This window comes from Nocardia sp. NPDC057455, from assembly GCF_042802775.1.
Taxonomy (GTDB): Bacteria; Actinomycetota; Actinomycetes; order Mycobacteriales; family Mycobacteriaceae; genus Nocardia.
Genome location: NZ_JBHVDM010000115.1, coordinates 1 through 19,282 on the forward strand (window position 1 = coordinate 1; position 19,282 = coordinate 19,282).

General features: G+C 68.9%; 17 protein-coding genes. 9 read left to right on the forward strand and 8 right to left on the reverse strand.

All coding sequences use genetic code 11. The features are described from left to right. Positions 1-33 precede the first annotated feature (33 nt). From ACFU5M_RS30665 to ACFU5M_RS30695, 7 genes are all read right to left on the reverse strand, one after another. Complete coding sequence (locus ACFU5M_RS30665; RefSeq protein WP_379054385.1) at positions 34-1,335, reverse strand: LLM class flavin-dependent oxidoreductase; 1,302 nt, start codon at positions 1,333-1,335, stop codon at positions 34-36. Next, complete coding sequence (locus ACFU5M_RS30670) at positions 1,336-3,144, reverse strand: FAD-binding protein (protein ID WP_379054415.1); 1,809 nt, start codon at positions 3,142-3,144, stop codon at positions 1,336-1,338. Between the two features lie 23 nt (positions 3,145-3,167). After that, on the reverse strand, positions 3,168-4,145 hold the full coding sequence (locus ACFU5M_RS30675; RefSeq protein WP_379054387.1) for a 3-carboxyethylcatechol 2,3-dioxygenase: 978 nt from the start codon (positions 4,143-4,145) through the stop codon (positions 3,168-3,170). Then, entirely contained in the window at positions 4,102-5,772 is a 1,671-nt protein-coding gene (locus ACFU5M_RS30680; RefSeq protein WP_379054389.1) for a bifunctional 3-(3-hydroxy-phenyl)propionate/3-hydroxycinnamic acid hydroxylase, read from the reverse strand. The genes ACFU5M_RS30675 and ACFU5M_RS30680 overlap by 44 nt, the downstream gene beginning before the upstream one ends. A 2-nt stretch (positions 5,773-5,774) precedes the next feature. Continuing rightward, entirely contained in the window at positions 5,775-6,638 is an 864-nt protein-coding gene (locus tag ACFU5M_RS30685) for an alpha/beta fold hydrolase (protein WP_379054391.1), read from the reverse strand. A 72-nt stretch (positions 6,639-6,710) separates the two neighbouring features. Further along, the gene (locus tag ACFU5M_RS30690) at positions 6,711-8,351 is read right to left on the reverse strand and encodes an FAD-dependent oxidoreductase (RefSeq protein WP_379054393.1); all 1,641 of its coding nucleotides are present in this window, start codon (positions 8,349-8,351) and stop codon (positions 6,711-6,713) included. Between the two features lie 283 nt (positions 8,352-8,634). Further along, positions 8,635-10,173 (reverse strand): AMP-binding protein, encoded by a 1,539-nt coding sequence (locus tag ACFU5M_RS30695; RefSeq protein ID WP_379054395.1) that lies wholly within the window; start codon positions 10,171-10,173, stop codon positions 8,635-8,637. A 530-nt stretch (positions 10,174-10,703) separates the two neighbouring features. Here ACFU5M_RS30695 and ACFU5M_RS30700 point away from each other — a divergent pair. The 6 genes from ACFU5M_RS30700 to ACFU5M_RS30725 all read left to right on the forward strand — a co-directional run bounded on the left by ACFU5M_RS30700 (position 10,704) and on the right by ACFU5M_RS30725 (position 16,600). Beyond that, the gene (locus ACFU5M_RS30700) at positions 10,704-11,564 is read left to right on the forward strand and encodes a mycofactocin-coupled SDR family oxidoreductase (protein WP_379054397.1); all 861 of its coding nucleotides are present in this window, start codon (positions 10,704-10,706) and stop codon (positions 11,562-11,564) included. Between the two features lie 98 nt (positions 11,565-11,662). Beyond that, on the forward strand, positions 11,663-13,027 hold the full coding sequence (locus tag ACFU5M_RS30705) for a cytochrome P450 (protein WP_379054399.1): 1,365 nt from the start codon (positions 11,663-11,665) through the stop codon (positions 13,025-13,027). A 19-nt stretch (positions 13,028-13,046) separates the two neighbouring features. Next, positions 13,047-14,138 (forward strand): amidohydrolase family protein, encoded by a 1,092-nt coding sequence (locus tag ACFU5M_RS30710; RefSeq protein WP_379054401.1) that lies wholly within the window; start codon positions 13,047-13,049, stop codon positions 14,136-14,138. Between the two features lie 20 nt (positions 14,139-14,158). Continuing rightward, positions 14,159-15,304, forward strand: a complete 1,146-nt coding sequence (locus ACFU5M_RS30715) for an amidohydrolase family protein (protein ID WP_379054403.1) — start codon at positions 14,159-14,161, stop codon at positions 15,302-15,304. Then, positions 15,305-15,697, forward strand: a complete 393-nt coding sequence (locus ACFU5M_RS30720) for a Rieske 2Fe-2S domain-containing protein (protein ID WP_195066086.1) — start codon at positions 15,305-15,307, stop codon at positions 15,695-15,697. A 9-nt stretch (positions 15,698-15,706) separates the two neighbouring features. Then, positions 15,707-16,600 (forward strand): alpha/beta fold hydrolase, encoded by an 894-nt coding sequence (locus tag ACFU5M_RS30725; RefSeq protein WP_379054405.1) that lies wholly within the window; start codon positions 15,707-15,709, stop codon positions 16,598-16,600. A 44-nt stretch (positions 16,601-16,644) separates the two neighbouring features. On the opposite strand, the gene ACFU5M_RS30730 is transcribed toward ACFU5M_RS30725, so the two are convergent. Next, positions 16,645-17,118 (reverse strand): hypothetical protein, encoded by a 474-nt coding sequence (locus ACFU5M_RS30730; RefSeq protein ID WP_379054407.1) that lies wholly within the window; start codon positions 17,116-17,118, stop codon positions 16,645-16,647. Between the two features lie 72 nt (positions 17,119-17,190). On the opposite strand from ACFU5M_RS30730, the gene ACFU5M_RS30735 reads away from it, so the two are divergent. The 3 genes from ACFU5M_RS30735 (at position 17,191) to ACFU5M_RS30745 (ending at position 19,133) form a co-directional block, all read left to right on the forward strand. Further along, entirely contained in the window at positions 17,191-18,492 is a 1,302-nt protein-coding gene (locus ACFU5M_RS30735; RefSeq protein WP_379054409.1) for an NADH-ubiquinone oxidoreductase-F iron-sulfur binding region domain-containing protein, read from the forward strand. Continuing rightward, positions 18,492-18,764 (forward strand): ferredoxin, encoded by a 273-nt coding sequence (locus ACFU5M_RS30740; protein ID WP_379054411.1) that lies wholly within the window; start codon positions 18,492-18,494, stop codon positions 18,762-18,764. Before ACFU5M_RS30735 ends, ACFU5M_RS30740 begins: the two co-directional genes overlap by 1 nt. Before the next feature lie 177 nt (positions 18,765-18,941). After that, positions 18,942-19,133 carry a ferredoxin gene (locus tag ACFU5M_RS30745; protein ID WP_379054413.1) on the forward strand — a complete coding sequence of 64 codons (192 nt, stop codon included), beginning with the start codon at positions 18,942-18,944 and terminating at the stop codon, positions 19,131-19,133. The last annotated feature ends 149 nt before the right edge of the window (positions 19,134-19,282 follow it).

Here is a 19,282-nt window from a genome sequence, read left to right on the forward strand (position 1 = left end):
GGGGGGGGGCGCCCCCCCCCCCCGGGCCGGGGGTCATTGCGCTTCTTCCTTGGCGCGTTGCGCGGCTTGCACCCGGCCCTCGTTGATCTCGGCCATGGCTTCGGGGATCTCGCTCGCGGTGAAGGAGCCGCCCCGGCCGGTGGGCAGACCGCCGAACGCGTACTGCTCGTCGAATGCCGGGGAGGGCAGCGGCCTACGCCGTGCCTCCACCTTCTCGATGACCGGCTCGAGGCGCTTCGCCTTGGCGGCCACCGCCTTCTCGTCGCGCTCGATGAACTCGGGCAGCACGTGCTTGCCCATCAGTTCGATGGACTCCATGGTGGCCTCGTGGCTGCGCGGGTTGAGCAGCAGGATGATCTCGTCGACGCCGCTGTCCTCGTAACCGCGCAGGAATTCGCGCACGGTGTCCGGCGATCCGATGGCGCCCCGGCCCGGCCCGTAGGCCAGCGTCTCGTCCTCTCCGACGGCGTCGAGGTAGCGCTCCCACACACCCGTGCGACCGGGGATGTGCTGGCCGGTCATGTAGTAGTGCATGATCCCGAAAGAGAAGAACCCGCCGCCGAGTCCCAGCCGCTGCAGAGCCTGCTCGTCGGTGGGTGCGACCATCATCGACAGATCGCCGCCGATGGCCAGGATGTTCGGGTTGAGCACCGGCAGCCAGGGCTCGGCCTTGTCCTCGAACTCCTGGTAGTACCCGCGGACCCGATCCGCCAGCGGCCCCGGACCGGTGTAGGCGAAGCTCAGCGCACCCGCGCCCAACCGCGCCGCCATCTGGACCGAGGAAGGCCGGGTACAGGCCACCCACACCGGGGGATGCGCGCGCTGGTGCGGCTTGGGGATCACATTGCGCGCCGGCATCTGGATGTGCTCACCCTTGAAACCGGTGAACGGCTCCTCGATCATGCAGCGGATGGCGACCTCCAGGGCCTCCTCCCACTGCCCGCGCTTGTCGGCGGGATCGATGTTGAACCCGCCGAGTTCGCCCACCGACGACGACTCGCCGGTGCCGAACTCCACCCGCCCATCGGAGATCAGGTCGAGTGTCGCGACCCGTTCGGCGACCCGCGCCGGATGGTTGATCGCCGGAGGCAGATGCATGACGCCGAACCCGAGGCGGATGTTCTCGGTCCGCTGGCTGGCGGCGGCGAGGAAGATCTCCGGCGCCGTGGAATGGCAGTACTCCTCCAGGAAGTGGTGCTCGGTCAGCCAGACGGTGGAGAACCCGGCCTTGTCGGCGGCCTCCACCTCCGCCAGACCTTCCTTGAAGAGCAGCCGCTCGTCGTCCGGCACCCACGGCCGCGGCAGCGCGAATTCGTAGAACAGGGATATCTTCATCTACTTACTTCCTCCGATGGAATCGAATGTCGAGTCGTCGCGGGCCCGTTCGGTGCCGTCCGCCGTCCTGGTGTCGGCGCTGTCCGCCAGGTGCTCGACCGCGACATAGCCGAACGTCATCGCGGGCCCGATCGTCGCGCCCGCGCCCGCGTAACTGCGGCCCATGACCGCCGCGGAGGTGTTGCCCACGGCGTAGAGACCTGGGATGACGCTGTCATCGGACCGCAGCACCCGGGCGTGCTCGTCGGTGCGCAGGCCGCCCGAGGTACCGAGATCGCCGAGGATGATCCGGAACGCGTAATACGGCGGCTTGCCCAGCGGGGACAGGTTGGGGTTGGGCAGCGTGGGATCGCCGTAGTAGTTGTCGTAGACACTGTCGCCGCGCTGGAAGTCGTCGTCGTGGCCGTTGCGAGCGAGTTCGTCGAATCGCTTCGCGGTGGCGCGCAGGCGATCTTCGGGCACGCCGATCTTCGACGCGAGTTCGGTCCAGGAGTTCGCCGCCACGACGACACCCGAGTCCAGCCATGCCTGCGGGATCTTCCGGCCGGTCGGCACCGGCGCGAACGGGATCTTCGGCAACGGCAGGTGCCCGGCCACGACGTACCGGCGCCAGGAGCGCACATCGGTGATCAACCAGCTCGGGATGTGGGTGGTCCCCGACTGCTGTCCCTCGATCATCGCGTGGCCGAAATCCATGTACGGCGCCGCCTCGTTGATGTACCGCTCGCCCGCACCGTTGACGATGAACTGGGCAGGCATCATGCGCTCGTTGAGCATGAATTGCAGTCGGCCGTCGGGCCATTGGATGGCGGGGAACCACCACGCCTCGTCCATCAGGTCGGTGGCCGCGCCGACCTGCTGCCCGGCGCGGATGCCGTCACCCATGGACTGCGGGTTGCCGAAGCTCCAGTCCTGCTCCACGACCGGCTGGTGTTCCTTGCGCCAGGCCATGTCGTGATCGAAGCCGCCGGTGGCCAGGATCACGCCGCGCTCGGCCCGGATCCGCGACGGCTGTCCGTCCTTGTCGACCACCGCGCCCACCACGCCGCCGTCGGCTCCGGTGATCAGAGCGGTCATCGGTGCGTTCAGCCAGAGCGGAATGTCGCGCTCCCGCAGCGCGAGTCGCAACCGGGCCACCAGGGATTGGCCGATGGCGGCGATCCGGTCACCGAACACCCTGGCGCGGAACATTCGCCACACCAGCTTCACCAGCACGGCTTTGCCGCGCCAGGATTGGCGCACCTGATAGAACAGTCGCAGATCCTTGGGCCCCAGCCAGATTCCCTTCGGGGCCAGCGCCAACGGACGCAGCAGGTTCTGCTCTTCGTCACCGAGCATGCGCAGATCGATCGGCGGCACGTTGATCGTGCTGCCCTGCGCGGAGCCGCCGGGCAGTTCCGGGTAGTAGTCGGCGTAGCCCGGCTTCCACACGAACCGCAGCCACGAACTGCGCTGCTCGAGGAACTCCATCATCTCCGGCGCCTTCGCGACATAGGCCCGCAGGCGCGCGTCGCCGACCAAGCCCTCGGTGATCGCGCGCAGGTACTCGACCACCCCGTCGGGATCGGGTGTGTAGCCGTCGCGCTTCTGCGCCGGGGCGCCGGGCACCCAGATGCCGCCGCCCGACAGTGCGGTGGATCCGCCGTAGTACGCCGCCTTCTCGACCACGAGGACGGACAATCCGGCTGCCTCGGCGGCGAGCGCGGCGGTCAGCCCGCCGCCGCCGGAGCCGACGATCAGGACATCGACGGAATGGTCGAAAGCCGTTGTCGCCTCGAGCTTTCCGGGTTGCTCCGCGGCGCCGGACACGGGTGCTTCGATCGGTTCGGATGTCACGCTCGCCTCCTGGCGGTCGAATCGTTGTGCCCGCCCACATCCGCGAGGGCGGTTCGCACGGCGAATCCGGCGATCAGCGCGGGAGCGGATCGGTAGTAGCGCACCGTCGTCCGGTACGGCCCCTGGCTTGCCAGCGCAGCGAAGGCGGCGACCCAGGTGCGCACCTCGTGCGCGGAGTTGCCCGCCGCCTCGGTGATCGCCGCGTTGACCCAGTCGTCGAACTCGCCGAGCCGCCCGTGGTCGAGGATCTCGAGGAAGCGCTCGTCCCACTCGGGATTGAGCGGCCGGAGCCCGCCGCGCCCGGCGGCGAACTCGCGGGCGGCTTCGATCACTTTCTCCTGCCTGGCATTTCGCTGCTGCGGAGTCATCTGCCCGCCGTGCACGATTCGCTCCCGCACGGGCCCGGTGGCGGTGGCCAGTGCGGGCACCGGCGGGTCGTGGGAGAGGCCGCCGGAACCGAGCACCAGTACCCGCTTGCCGAGTGTCGCCAGGTGCGTGCCGACGGCCGCGCCCAGCGCTCGGGCGCGGTGCAGCGGACCCAGCGGCACGGCCACCGAGTTGACGAAGATCGGCACGACCGGCCGCGCCGTCGCGGCGCCGAGCAACCGCTGCAACGGCTGCACCGTCCCGTGATCGACGTCCATCGTCAGCGAGACGGCGACGTCGACACCCGCCGCGAGCACCGCCTCGGCCAAACCGGCCGCCAGATCGGCGGGGACGTCGAGCGGCCCGGCATACGTGCCGTAGTCGCCGACTCCGGTGGCCGCCGTAGCGATGCAGAACGGCGGCATGAGCTTGTAGAAGAATCCGTTGTAGTGGTCGGGCGCGAACACTACGACCAGTTCGGGGTCGAAGGCGCGCACGAACCGCGACGCCTCGTCGAGTGCCGACTCGATGTCCTCGAGCAGCTCCCGTTCCGGCCCGGGCAGATCAAGAAGAGGGCTGTGCGAGACGCAGCACACGGCCAGCGGCATCGTCACCTCCTCCGAACAGGTCGAGTGTGTCGAGCAGATCCGCGCTCAGTTCCGGCGCCAGTTGCGCGATGGACGCACCCGCGACGCAGCGGTCGGGCCGCAGGAACAGCACCGAGTCGAGCCCGCCGTCGAACCAGCGCTTCAGCGCGCCGGTGCGGTCGCCCACGACGACGACGTCGGGGTCGTCGTGGCCGGTCCAACGCAACTGGGCGGACGGACGAGCCTCGAAGAATCGCGCTCCCAGCGCTTTCCATCGTTCGAACGCCGTCGCTCCGAGCACCTCGCGAGGCCGGTTGTTCCAGCACAGCACGGCGAACCACGGTCCGAGCACTTCGTCGAGAAGGACGTCTGCGCGGTCCCTGGTGTCGACTCTGGGCTGCACGAAGAGGGTGCCGACCGAGGATTTCGGCGAGCGGGACCAGTCGTGCACCACCGCCCCGCGCTCGTAGCGCGGCATCGGCTTGAACCGCATGCCGAGCACATAACGTTTCACGGGGGGAATCGCGGCCGCCGCGCGAACCAGCGCGTCACGCACCGCCGCGACCTTGCGATCGGTCGGCGAGATCACCCGGCCGACCATCGTCGACAGATCGATCATGGCCCTGGCGTGCTTGCGGCGTTCCAGGTCGTAGCTGTCGAGCAGGGAATCGCCCGCCTGTCCGCGGACGACCGCGGCGAGTTTCCACCCGAGGTTGGCCGCGTCCCGGATGCCGCTGTTGTAGCCCTGGCCCTGCCACACCGGCATCAGGTGCGCGGCGTCGCCTGCCAGCAGCATTCGGCCGCTGCGGAAGGCGCCCGCGATCCGGGAATGGTGCGTGTAGACCCGCCGCCGGATGACCTCGAGCCGCTCGGGATGCGGGACGAACGGCGCGACCATCCGCGCCACGAAGGCCGGATCCTCGGCCAGCTCGTCGGGCTCGTCGTCGTGGATCATGAACTCGAAGCGCCGGATGCCGTGCGCGATCGACACCGACACGTTCGGCCGTGCCGGATCGGCGGCGACCTCGATGTTGGGATGCCCCAACGGATCCGAGGCGAGGTCGACCACCAGCCAGCGGGTCGGCGAGGTGGTGCCTTCGAAGGAGACCCCCATCCGCCGGCGCGTGGCGCTGCGCCCCCCGTCGCAGCCCACCACGTATCGCGCGGTCACGGTGGACGGCCCGCCGGCGGTGGCGAGTTCGACCGTCACCCGATCGCCCGCGTCCACGCACGTGGTCATGGCCGTCTCCCAGGCCACCTCGACATGCGGGAAACGGGCCAGTCCGGCGAGCAGTTCGGCGTCGACCAGCGGCTGCACGAACCCGTTGCGTTTCGGCCAGCCGAATTGCTCGTCGGTGGGCGCGATCTCGGCGAGCAACCGGCGCCGTGCGTCGACGAACCGCATGATCTGGTTCGGGGTGGTGTGCGGCAGAACGCGATCGACCAATCCGATCGCCTGGAACGTCCGCAGCGACTCGTCGTCCAGGCCGACGCCGCGCGGGTAGTCGATGAGGGTAGGGCGCTCCTCGACCACCCGGGTGCGCACGCCGTACATCCCGAGCATGTTGGCCAGCGTCAGGCCCACCGGGCCCGCACCGACGACGAGCACGTCGACGTCGATCGCGGTGGAGATACTCTGCACGGTCACGGTCAGCCGCCCAGCAGGAAATCGAGGTGCAGGGCGTTGAAGGACTCGGCGTCCTCGTACTGCGGCCAGTGCCCGCAGTCCGGCAGGACCTCGAAGCGCGCACCCGGGATCATCGACGCGATCCGCCTGCCCTCGCCGACGTCGGCGGTGGGGTCGTCGCTGGTCCACAGCACGAGGGTCGGCGCGGTGATCCGGCCGTACTCGCCGGGCCCCAGCAGGTTTCGCCGCCGGATGTCCGGATCCTGTAAGGCCATGATGTCGCGCATGGCGTCGACGAACCCGGGTTGCCGGTAGATGCGCTGCCTGCTGGCGACCACATCGTCGTAGCCCTTCGACTTGTCGGCCATCAGCCACTTGATCCTGGCCTGCACCGTCTCCCAGGTGGGGTCGGCGGCCGCCGCCATCGATAGCGTGACGATGCGGCGCATGACCTCCGGGTCGGCCTGGGACCCGCCCGCGGTGTTGAGCACCAAGCGGTCGACGCGCTCCGGATGATCGATCGCTACGCGGGCGGCCACCCAGCCGCCCAGCGACTCGCCGCTGACCCGGGCGCGGCGCACGCCCACCGCGTCGAGGAATCCGATGACGTGTTCGACGTAGTGCGAGATCTCCAGCGGATGCCCCGGTTTTCCGGTGTAGCCGTGCCCCAGCATGTCGATCGACCACGTCGAGAAGTGCGCGGCATGCGACTCCAGATTTCGAACGTAGGCTTCGGCGTGCCCCCCGGACCCGTGCAGCAGAACGAGAGCCGGGTAGGTCGGATCGCCCGCGTGCAGGTAGCGGGTCCGGACGCCACCGACGTCCAGGTATCCCTGGGTGAAGGGGACGCCTTGGAGATCGCTCCAGATGCTCTCGTATTCCGGCAACTCGTTACCTCCGTAGAACCGGGCCTGTTCGCCGCCGTCGCGGCGGGTCGGGCGCGATGCCTGTCGCTGTGCTCAGATCTCGACCGATTTGCCGGTCGCCGCGGCGTATCCGGCGCGCAAGCCCCACACCATCCCGGGACCGATGGTTCCGCCGGCTCCGCCGTAGGCCCGGCCGGTCACCCCGGCCATCGCGTTGCCGGCGGCGAACAGCCCGGGGATGACCCTCCCGCTGACGTGCCGAACCCGTCCGTCCCGGTCGGTGCGCGGGCCGCCTTTCGTTCCCATCGCCCCGACGGTGACGGGCACGGCGTAATAGGGGGCCGTATCGATCGGACCGAGGGTGCGGCCTGCGACGGTGGCGGCGTGCTCGTCGCCCCACCAGCCGTCGTAGGCGCTGGAACCGCGTCCGAAATCGGGGTCCACCTCGGCGGCGGCGTGCCGGTTCCACTCCGACACGGTCGCGGTGAGACCGTCCGGGTCTATGCCGGTCTTCTTCCCGAGCTCGGCGAAATCCGCGGATTCGCAGAACCATTCGGGGACCGGATCACCCGGCGCGATGCCCAGGAAGCCGTACTGCCGCAGATGGACGGCATCGAAGACGATCCAGCCGGGATCGTTGACGTAACCGCCCTTGGGATCGAGATAGTGGAACGCGCCTGCCATCGAGTTGTACTCCGACGCCTCGTTGACGAACCGCCTGCCCGCGCGATTGACCATGATGCTGCGCGGGCGCGTCCGTTCCAGGCGCACGCTACGACTGCGCGGCTTGCCGTCGATGGTGTCGCCGGGGATCCGGACGATCGGCACCCACCAGGCCTCGCTCATCGTGCCGAGGTCGGCACCGTGCGCCATCGCCATGCGCAGGCCGTCTCCGGTGTTGTTCGGCGGTGACACGGCGCCGTGCATGGGGCCGCGCAGATAGGAGCGGATCAGCGTGGGATCCCATTCGAATCCACCGGTCGCCAGGACGACACCCTTGCGCGCCCGGACCGTGGATTCGCCTGCGGCCGTGACGATCCTGACCCCGGTGATCGTGCCGTCCCCGGCGATCAGCTCCGTCGCCCTTGCCCCCGTCCGCGGGGTCACTCCGGCGTCGAGCACGCCCGCGAGCAAGCCCGCGACGAGCGCGGTTCCGGCTACGCAGAGATCGGCCGACTCGTCGGTGACCGTGGCGTGCAGCCGGGCGCGCGTCTCGGCGTCGAATCCGACGTTGCTCCAGTCCGCGGGGAAGGCGGTGATGCGGTCGCGCCACACGCCGAGCCGGGCCAGGTCGAAGGCGACCGGGCTCAACGAACGCCCGCCACCCGGCCTGCCGCCGGGCAGTTCCGGTTTGTAATCCGGGAAGCCGTCGGCGATCTCGAAGCGCACACCGCTGTGCGCCTCGACGAAGTCGACCATCGACGCACCGGTGCGCACGAAGACCTCGACCAGCTCGTCGTCCATCGAGTCCAACGACTGGGCGTGCAGGTAATTCAGTGCGTCGGCCACGCTCAGCGGCCCGTCGGCGCAGCGGTCGTGGGCCGGAATCCACGCGATGCCGCCCGACACCGCGCTCGTCCCGCCGACGGTCGCCGCCTTGTCGAAGACCGCCACCGACGCGCCGTGCACCGCCGCGCTGAGGGCGGCGGTCAGGCCGGCGGCGCCGGTGCCGAGGACCACGACGTCGACTTCGGTGTCCGGCGTCGTGGCGGATCGTTCCTGCTGCGAAGGCACTGCGCAACTTCCTTTCGGCTGCACGGGTGAGCCTCTGGCGTGCCGGATCCGCTCGTTCGAGCCGAACCCGGCGGGCGCTTCGAGGCCCGTATCGAGCCGATGGATCCGAAGTCGAGACCGCGTGGGTGCCCGGATCGGCGCGACACGGTCGACTCCGGAGCTTCGGCCCGGAGGAATGCGTGTGGGGGAACCGCGGATCCGCTCGAGCGGATGCTTCGTGCGGCCGGCCCAGCGGCGCCCGAAGTTGCGAGACCTCCATTTGCAACTGAGAAGAATGGTATTCTCATCCTGTGGATGTGGCAATCCCCGTCCGGACGAGATGTTTGCGCACCTTGCCGCTCGCCGTCCGCGGATAGTCCTCGACCTCGAACAACCGCTCCGGCCACTTCTGCCGCGCGATGCCCGCGGCCGCGAAGTGCGCATGCACCTCGTCCGCGGACGGCAGCGCGCGCCCCGGCCGGATGCGTAGCACGGCGCCGACCGTCTCGCCGAAGCGCTCGTCGGGCACGGCGACGACCACCGCTTCGGCGACCGCGGGCAGTTCGGCGAGCACCTCTTCCACTTCCAGCGCGCTGATGTTCTCGCCGCCGCGGATGATCACGTCGGATTTGCGGTCGGTGACCGTGAGGCAGCCGTTCGCAACGAGGACGCCGATGTCGCCGGTGTGATACCAGCCGTCCGCGTCGAATGCTCGGCTGGTGAGCAGGTCATCGGTATAGCCGAGGCATAGATCCGGTCCGCGGCTGAGGATCTCGCCGTCTTCGGCCAGCCGGATCTCCACACCCGGCAGCGGCCTGCCGTCGGTGTAGAGCCGTTCACCTTCGGGCGCGGTGTACCGTGACGCGGTGATCGACGGGTGCTCGGTACTGCCGTAGGCGCGGAACGGGACGAGCCCCAGATCGGCGAGCCTGCGGGTCACCGAGGCCGGGACCGCGGATCCGCCGAGTCCGATATAGCGGACGTGCCGCAGGTGGTCAGGGGTGAAGTCCGGGTGGTCGAGCAGGCTCGTGACGAAGTAGGGCGGACCACCGCCGATCGAGATGCCGTCGCTGCGCATCAGTGCCAGCGCACGGCCCGGGTCCCAGACATCGGCCAGATGCACCGGCTTGGCGTGCAACACCGGGATCAGGAAGGCCCCGACCATGCCGATGAAATGTCCCACCGGAGTGGCGGTGAGTTGCTTGCCCCGATCCAGTGCGTTCTGCTCGGCGAGCTGCCTGGCTTCACAGCCCAAGGTCTGATGACTGTGCAGGACGCCCTTGGGCGCGCTGGTGGTTCCCGACGTGAAGGCGATCAGGGCGGGACTTCCCGGATCCACGGCGGTCACGCCCGCCATGGGCTCGTCGGCGAGCAGCTGATCGAAGTCGATCTCCACCAGCCCGACCAGCGGAACGCGGGCGCTCAGCTCGGGATCGAAGCTCATCCTGCCGAACCGGTGGGCCGTGATGAATACAGCCGGCCGGACGACGTCGAGAATATGCGCGACCTCCTTGCGGCCGTAGAAGTGGACGATCGGCACCACCGCCGTGCCGAGGATCGCGGAGGCCCAGAAGGTCGCAGCGGCCTCCATCCAATTGGGCAGCTGGAACGCGATCGCGTCCCCCGGACCGACGCCGCGCGCCCGCAGGCCCGCGGCGAGCCTGCGGGCGACGCGTTCGACATCGGCGAAGGTGCCCGACCACGGACGGACATCGGAATGCACCCGGAACTCGGTATCGGGGGCAGCGGCGAGACCGCGGGTCAGCAGGTCACCCAGCGTCTCCCGACGCCACCAGCCTTCCCGCTCGTAGCGGGCGCGCAATTCCTCGGGGACCGTTCGCATCTCGGCTCTCACTCACTTCTCGGGGCCGGCGCGTCGTCGCGCGCGGCGGTTCGGCATCGGCGGGCAACGACCCGGCCGCAGGACCGTCGACCGCCGGGCCGGAACGAACTGCTTGCGATCATGACGGAAATGCCATTCTCTTGAAACGCAAATAATACATACGCAGACGAGGCGGAGCGGCGCCGGAAGGAGCCCATTCGACGCGAGGGGTGACGGCTCGACTCCTTCTGATCTGGTGCGATGCACTGCCCCTGCCTGGCTTGCGGCCAAACTTTTGGTAGAGTACCGTTCTCTTGTAGGGCAAGTTATATTCTTGCCCTACAAGACGGCGGGTCGGCACCAGATCCGGCGAGCGAGCCGTGCGCCTGGACGCAGCCCCGGCCACGCGAATGTCGGCCGATTCCCGGCCGACGCACCGCCCGCCCGTGCCGGGCGCACCGCAGCGTGTGCGCCTCGGCGTACCGGCCGACGCGGGGTCCGTCGTCACGGCGTGGCCGTCGTGGCCATCGAGGAGAACGGAAGGTTCAGCTGTGGGACGTGTCGAGGGCAAGGTCGCGTTCATCACCGGCGCCGCACGCGGACAGGGCCGCAGCCACGCGGTGCGCCTGGCCGAGGAAGGCGCCGACATCATCGCGGTCGATCTCTGCGAGGACATCGCGACCATCGGGTACCCGCTGGCGACGCCGGAAGACCTCGAGGAGACCGCGAACCTGGTCACCAAGACCGGCCGCCGCGTCGTCGCCGCGAAGGCCGACGTGCGCAACGCCGAGCAATTACAAGCCGCGCTGGAAGACGGTATCCGAGAACTGGGGCGGCTCGACATCGTCGTGGCCCAGGCCGGAATCGCCGGTATGAAGGGCGAGCCGCAACTACAGGCATGGACCGACGTGATCAACACGAATCTGGTCGGCACCATCAACGCCATCCAGATCTCGCTGCCCCATCTCGCCGAGGGCGCCTCGATCATCGCGACCGGTTCCACCGCCTCGCTGATCGACATCTCCAAGATCGACCAACCGGGCAAAGATCTCGGCGGCATGGCCTACGTGCACTCGAAGCGCGCACTGACCGCCTACGTCTACGAGTTGTCCCGCCACCTCGCGCCGCGCGGCATCCGCGCCAACGTGGTCCACCCCACCAATTGCAACACCCCGATGCTGCAGAGCGAGCCGATGTACCGCTCGTTCCGTCCCGACCTCGAGCATCCGACCCGCGCCGATGCCGAGCCCGCCTTCGGCGTGCAGCAAGCCATGCGCATCCCGTACGTGGAGCCCGAGGACATCAGCAACGCCATCGTCTATCTCGCCTCGGAAGAGGCCAGATACGTCACCGGCCTACAGATCCGGGTGGACGGCGGCGGCTATCTGAAGTGGTACGACTACCACATCTGATCGACGCGCCGGGCACGTGGCACACCACGACGATTGCGGAGGCGCTCCCGCCGCCGTGCGGGCGCGCCGCATTCCGTGAGCAGCAGAGGAACACCATTGTGAGCAATGACGACGCCGTCGCCGACGGGGACCGCAAGAAGAACCGGTACCACTTCGACCGGCACACACCGGAATATCGACACCGGTTCCAGGAGATCACCGAGGAACTGCACGCGAAGTGCCCGATCGCGTGGAGCGACACCTACGACGGTCACTGGGTGGCCGCAGGCGGCAACGCGGTCTTCGAACTCGCCCGCTGCCCGCACGTCTCCAACGACCACGATCTGCACGGAGAACGCAGAGGCTACAAGGGAATCTCCATTCCCACCGCCCGGCGCGCACAGGTGGTGCGCGGCGGCATCCTGGAGATGGACGATCCGGAGCACCGGCTCTACCGCCAGGTGCTCAACCCCTACCTCTCCCCCGCCGCGGTCCGGCGCTGGGAACCGGTCATCGACGAGATCGTGCGGGCGAGCCTGGACGAGAAGATCGAGAGCGGTCGCATCGATTTCGTCGACGACCTCGCCAATGTCGTCCCGGCCGTGCTGACGCTGGCCATGCTCGGAATTCCGTTGCGGCAGTGGTCCATCTACAGCGAGCCGGTGCACGCCTCGGTGTACACGCCGGAAGATTCGCCCGACGCGGTACGGGTCGCTGAGATGCACCGCGCGATGGGCATCGATCTGCTGACCAACCTGGCCGAGATCAAGCAGAACCCGCGGCCCGGCCTGGTGCACGCGCTGACCCAGTTGCGGATCGACGGCGAGCCGGCGCCGGACCTGGAGCTGCTCGGCATGCTCGGGCTGATCATCGGCGGCGGATTCGACACCACCACCGCGCTCACCGCGCACTCGCTGGAATGGCTGTCGGATCACCCGGACCAGCGTGAACTGCTGAGCCTCGAACGGGACACCCTGCTCGCCCCGGCGACCGAGGAGTTCCTGCGCTTCTTCACGCCCGCGCCCGGTGACGGGCGCACCATCTCGGCCGACTGCGTCGTGGAGGACACCCGGTTCGAAGAGGGTGACCGCCTGTGGCTTTCCTGGGCGATGGCCAACCGGGATCCGGCGATCTTTCCCGATCCGAACGAGGTCGTGCTGGATCGCAAGGGTAACCGGCACTTCAGTTTCGGCCTCGGCGTACATCGCTGCATCGGGTCGAACGTCGCGCGCACCGTGTTCAAGTCCATGCTCACCGCCGTGCTCGACCGGATGCCCGACTACCGCTGCGATCCCGAGGGCACCGTGCACTACGAGACCATCGGGGTGATCCAGGGCATGCGGCATCTGCCCGCCACCTTCACGCCGGGGCCGCGCCTCGGCGCCGGGCTGGAGGAGACCTTGACGAAATTGCAGCGGATCTGCGACGAGCAGCGACTGGCGGCACCGGTGACCGAGCGCCCCGACGTCGCGCGGATCGACTGACGTCCACCGGAGACATTGAATGATCACGCATTCCGACGGCACCAGTACCCCTGTCATCGACGCCAGCGTGCATGTCTTCTTCGCGTCGAACGAAGACATGCGTAGCTTCCTGCGCGAGCCCTTCAAGAGCCGTGGCATCCCGGATCCCGAGATGGACTGGTACGGCGCTCCCGGCGGGGAGTACGCGAAGGGCACCGGGGGACCCGACCGCGGGTACCCGGGTTCCGATCCGGATGTGGTCGGCGAGCAGCTGTTCGAAACCCGGGGCGTGGACGTCGCGATCCTGCACCCCATGACCCGCGGCATCCTGCCGGACCGGCGCCTGACCACGGCGGTGTTGTCCGCGCACAACGAGATGATGGTGTCGCGGTGGCTGGATTCCGGGGCGTACGCGTCCCGTTATCGCGGCACCATCCGGGTGAACCCCGAGGACATCCCCGGCGCCCTACGCGAGATCCGCAAGTGGGCAGGCCATCCCGGTGTCGTCCAGGTCGGTGTCCCGTTGCAGTCGCGCGAACTGTACGGCAAGCCACAGTTCTGGCCGTTGTGGGAGGCGGCGGCCGAGGCGGGGTTGCCGGTGGCCGCGCACATCGAGAGCGGCGAGAGCATCGGCTTCCCGCCCACGCCGTCCGGGCACACCCGGACCTACGAGCAGTACCTCGGGTTCATGTCGCTGAATTACGTCTATCACCTGATGAACATGATCGCCGAAGGGGTCTTCGAGCGGCTGCCGCGGCTGCGGTTCGTCTGGGCCGACGGCGCCGCCGATCTGCTCACCCCCTTCGCCTGGCGGATGGACACCTTCGGCAGGCCGCACCTGGAGCAGACGCCCTGGGCGCCACGGATGCCCAGCGACTACCTGCCCGGTCACGTGTTCTTCGTCCACGGCAGTCTCGACGGGCCGGGCGACACCGAATGGGCCTCCGAATGGCTGGGCTTCACCGGCAAAGAGGACATGGTGATGTTCGGCTCCAGTTATCCGCACTGGCACTGCGCGGACGTCGACGGGCTGCCGTCCACGCTCACCACGCAGCAGCGCGAAAAGCTCTGCTGGCGCAACGCCGCCCAGCTCTACGGGATCGATTTCCCGGCCGGGCTGGTCACCGAGTAGTCGCGAACAAGGAGACGACCATGACGCTGTCCCACCAGCAGCACCGCGCCGCGGCGCCCGATCAGGTCGCCGTCCGGGTGGTCGACTCGGACGTGCACCCCGTGCCACGACGCCGGGAACTCGTGGAGTACATCCCCGAGCCGTACCGCAGCTCGTACTTCCTCAGTCACCGGGTCGGCGAGACGATCATCTATGATGCCCCGGACTACGCGCATTCCTTCGCGATGCGGGTGGACACGTTTCCCGCCGACGGCGAATTCCCCGGCAGCGACCCGGAACTGGCTTTCCGGCAATTGATCGTCGAGGCCGGCTCGGACATCGCGATCCTGGAACCCACGGTCAAGGCCACCCGCCTTCCCGAGGCCACCCAGGCGCTGGCCACGGGGGTCAACCACTGGCTGGCCAACCACTGGCTCGACCCGACGAACAACTGGCACCAGCGGTGGCGCGGTTCGATCTGCGCGGCGATCGACGACCCGCAGGGCGCGGTCCGCGAGATCGAGCACTGGGCCGGGCATCCGTACATGGCGCAGATCCTCATCAAGGCCGAACCACGCCCGGCCTGGGGTGATCCGAGGTACGACCCGATCTGGGCCGCCGCGACCAAGCACGATCTGGTGGTCAGCTGTCATCTCGGCCGCGGCGCCTACGAGACGATGCCCATGCCGCCGGTCGGATTTCCCAGCTACAACCACGACTTCATGGTCACCTACTCGTTGCTGGCGGCGAACCAGATCATGAGCCTGATCTTCGACGGGGTGTTCGACCGTTTCCCGACACTGCGGATCGTGTTCGTGGAACACGCCTTCACCTGGATCCTGCCCCTGATGTGGCGAATGGACGCGATCTACGCCGCGCGTAAGTCGTGGACCGGGATTCGGCGCAAGCCGTCGGAATACGTCAAGCAGCACATCAGATTCACCACCCAGCCGCTGGACTATCCCGAGGACAAGACCGAACTCACCCGTGCGTTCGAATGGATGGAGGCGGACAAGATCCTGCTGTACTCCTCGGACTACCCGCACTGGACCTTCGACGATCCCCGCTGGCTGGTCAAGCACCTTCCGGAATACGCCCGCGACCGCGTGATGTACCGCAACGGCATCGAGACCTACCACCTACCGGAGACGGTGCCCGCCATCGACGGCCAGAGGCGGGTGTTCTGAGTGCCGGACGAATCCGAGACGCCACGGCTGGCACAAGGGCGCGAGCACGTCGTCGCGACCGTCGAGGAGATCCCACCCGGATCGTCCAAGGTGGTGCCGATCGGCCGGCACGGGGTCGGTGTGTACAACGTCGATGGGACCTTCTACGCCATCGCGAACTACTGTCCGCACGAGGGCGGGCCGCTGTGCGCCGGCCGTGCCCGCGGACGCACCGTCGTCGACGAATCCGTTCCCGGCGACGCGGTCATGGTGCGGGACAAGGAATATATCTACTGCCCCTGGCACCAGTGGGGTTTCGAACTCGCGACCGGCACCACCGCGGTGAAGCCCGAGTGGAGCATCCGCACCTACCCCGTCCGGATCGTCGGCGACGACGTCGTGGTCATGGCCTGAGGCGCCCGTATGAACAGTGAAATCGGCGCCTGCGGCGTTTCCTCGGTGGAGATCAACGGGGGCCGGGTGGTGTACGAGATCCTCGGTGATCGCGGCGATCTCGTGGTCCTGACGCCCGGTGGCCGGTTCGGCATGGACGTGCCGGGGTTGCGCCCGCTGGCCGAAGCGATCGTCGCGGGCGGATATTCGGTGCTGCTGTGGGACCGCCCCAATTGCGGCGCCTCCGATGTGCAGTTCTACGGGCAGACCGAGTCGCACATGCGGGCGCAGACGCTCGACGGCCTGCTCGCCGCGCTGGGCGCGGGCCCGTGCGTGCTCGCGGGCGGATCCGGCGGCGCCCGCGACTCGATGCTGACGGCTGTGCTCTACCCCGACCGGGTGAGCAAACTGGTGCTCTGGAACATCGTGGGCGGCATCTACGGGATGTTCAACCTGGGTGCGTATTACGTGCTGCCCAGTCTGCAGGTCGTGCGCGGAAGCGGCGTCGCGGGCCTGGCGCGGCTGCGGGAGTGGCGCGAGCGCATCGCCGTGAATCCCGCCAACGAGCAGCGCCTGCTGGCCCTGGACCGCGACGAGTTCGTAAAACTATCGTTGCGCTGGCTGGGCGCCTATGTTCCGAAGCCGGGGCAGACGATCCCCGGCGTGGACGACGAGATGTTCGACCGTATCCGCGTCCCCACGTTGATCATCCGGGGCGGGGCGGGGGATCTGGACCATCCCAAGCGCACGTCACTCGAGGTGAGCTGCCTGATCGAGGGCTCGACGCTGATCGATCCACCGTGGCCGGAGGACGCCTGGGAGCGCGCGGTCGAACAGCGCGCGAGCGGCGAAGTCACCCACTACAACCTGTTCGATACCTGGGTGCTGGCGGCGCCCGCGATCCTGAAGTTCCTGGACGGCTGATGGGCGGGCCCGCGCCGTCGAGGCCCGGCGCCCGCCCGCCGCGCTCACCGGGTGAGAATCCGTACCTCGCAGTTCAACGACGCCTCCAAGGCGGTGTGGATTCGGCTTTCGGGCACCCGCTCCAGGTCGGACTCGCGCAGTGTCACCGACACCACGTCGAAGCCGTCGGCGTCCGGCGCCCGGCTGATCTCACCGGTCACGCCGAAACCGGCCAGGACACCGTAGGCGTCGTCATCGGTCCCGCGGCTGACGAAAGTCACCGCACCCGCCACCGGCGCGGTACCGAATGCCGCCGCGCACACCCGCACCGCCTCGCCCATCGCGGCGTCGGGATCATCTGTCTCGACCAGCAATTGGATCTCACGTCGCCGGGCGGGCCGGGTCGACAGATCGTCGTCCATGAGCTGCGCCTGCATCGAGGCGGCGTGTGCGCGCAGCTCGGCCGACCCGTCCGCCACCTGCGTCGCGGTGAGCTGCCCGGCCGGGTCGACATTGATGCGCAGCACCGCGGTTCTCATGGCGGAAAGCGTAACCGCCGCACCCGGACGACGGTGCGTCCCTCGCTCGGAATCCAGCCAGAAGAGGTTGTCATGCAAGAAACTGTCGAGCCGGTCGCCGGGCTCACCGTGGCTCCGGCGCCCGGCTGCGTGCCGCGCCTGCTGCGGGTGAGCGACGAGGGCGAAGATCTCGCCGCGTACCGGAAAGCCGGGGGCTACCGGCCGCTCGGCTCGGTGGACGCGGTGCTCGAGGAGGTGCGGCGCAGCGGACTGCTCGGCCGCGGCGGCGCGGCGTTCCCGATCGCGATCAAACTCACCGGCGTCCGGGACGCCGGTCGGCGCGGGAACGAGACGGTGGTCGTGGCCAACGGCGAGGAGGGCGAACCCGCCTCGGTCAAGGACAAATGGCTGATGCGTCACCGCCCGCACCTGGTATTGGACGGAGTCCGCCTGGCGGCGGGCATCGTCGGCGCACGGCGCGCCTATGTCTACTGCTCGGATCAGGAGTCCGCGCACCGTGTCGATGCGGCGCTGACGGAACTGGACGGAGCCGGAATCGGCGGAGTGGCCATCGAATTGGTCACCGTCGACCCGGCCTATGTCGCCGGAGAGGAGACCGCGGCGATCCGGGCGATCAACGGCGGCCCCGCGAAGCCTTCCGACAAGCCGCCACGCCCGTTCGAGCAGGGCGTCGACGGGCTGCCGACGGTGGTCGGCAACGTGGAGACCCTGGCGCATCTGCCGTTCGTCCAGCGGCACGGCGCTGCGACGTTCCGTGCGGTGGGCACCGAGTCTTCCCCGGGAACTTTCCTGGCCACCGTCACCGGCGGCGGGCGTCCGCCCGCACTGTACGAACTGCCGCACGGCACGAGATTCACCGATCTCCTCGCCCTGCACGGCGTCGCACCGGAGAAGGTGCGCGGCGCCCTGATGGGCGGATATTTCGCGGGCATGGTCGACCGTGCGGTGCTGGCTGCCACCCTGGACCACGAGTCGATCCGCGCTCTCGGCAGCGGCCTCGGATGCGGGGCGATCTCGCTGCTCACCGTCGAGTGCCCCGTCGCGGTGGCCGCGGCGGTGCTGAGCTACTTCGACCGCGAGAACGCCGGCCAGTGCGGGTCCTGCTTCAACGGGACCGCCGCGATGGCGGCGGCGACCACCGCGCTGCGGGATGGGGTGGCCACCACCGCGGATATCGAACGATTGCAGCGGTGGTCGGTGGTGCTGCGCGGCCGCGGCGCCTGCGGAACCCTGGACGGCGCGGCCAACGTGGCGGCCACGCTGCTGGCGCGGTTCGCCACGGAGGTCGGCGCCCATCTCGACCGCCGGTGCCCCACCTGCGCCTGCGGTGTCCGGGTAGCCGAGCGGCCCTTCGACGTGAACGGAGTGGCTTGATGAGGATTCGTCTCGACCGCACGCTGTGCGACGGATTCGGCCTGTGCGCACGGCACGCGCCCGCGCACTTCTCGCTCGACGACTGGGGCTACGCCTCCTTGGAGGGCACCGGCGTCGTGGCGGCGGCCGACCAGGACGCTGTGCTGCGCGCGCTGCTGGATTGCCCCGTGCACGCCATCATCGCACTACCGGAACCCGAAACCGCCACTCTTCCATCGGTTTCGACACCCGCTCCGCCGGCAGGCCGGGCGGATCAGGAGCCCCATGGATGAACGAGCACGGTACGCGGGCAGCGCGAACCGGGGTGCCATCGACGGTCGGCCGGGCACACAACGAGCCGATTCGATGAACGAGCACAGCAAGCGGCGGTGCGCACCGGCACCACCGCATCGGCGACATCGGACGGCTCGCACGGCGGGCCGGTCATTCTGCGAGACGAAGGCGGCGCGATGAGAATCCAGGTCGACTACCGGGCCTGCGAGAGCAACGGCATCTGCATGGGCGTCATCCCCGAGGTGTTCGAACTGGACGACAAAGACGAACTACAAGTGCTGCGGCCGGAGGTGACCCCGGAGGTCGAGTCACGGGTACGGGACGCGGTGGCGCAATGCCCGCGCGCGGCCATCTCGCTCATCGAGTGACCCCGTAGCGATCGGCACCCGCCAACCGGCCCGGCGGCGGCGAGATCCCGCGCTCGCAACCGTGCCGCCGGGCGGCGCCGACGCCGACCGGCGTCACCGTCACCGACGGGGCAGGCCCAGGCTGCGCTCGGCGATGATGTTGCGCTGGA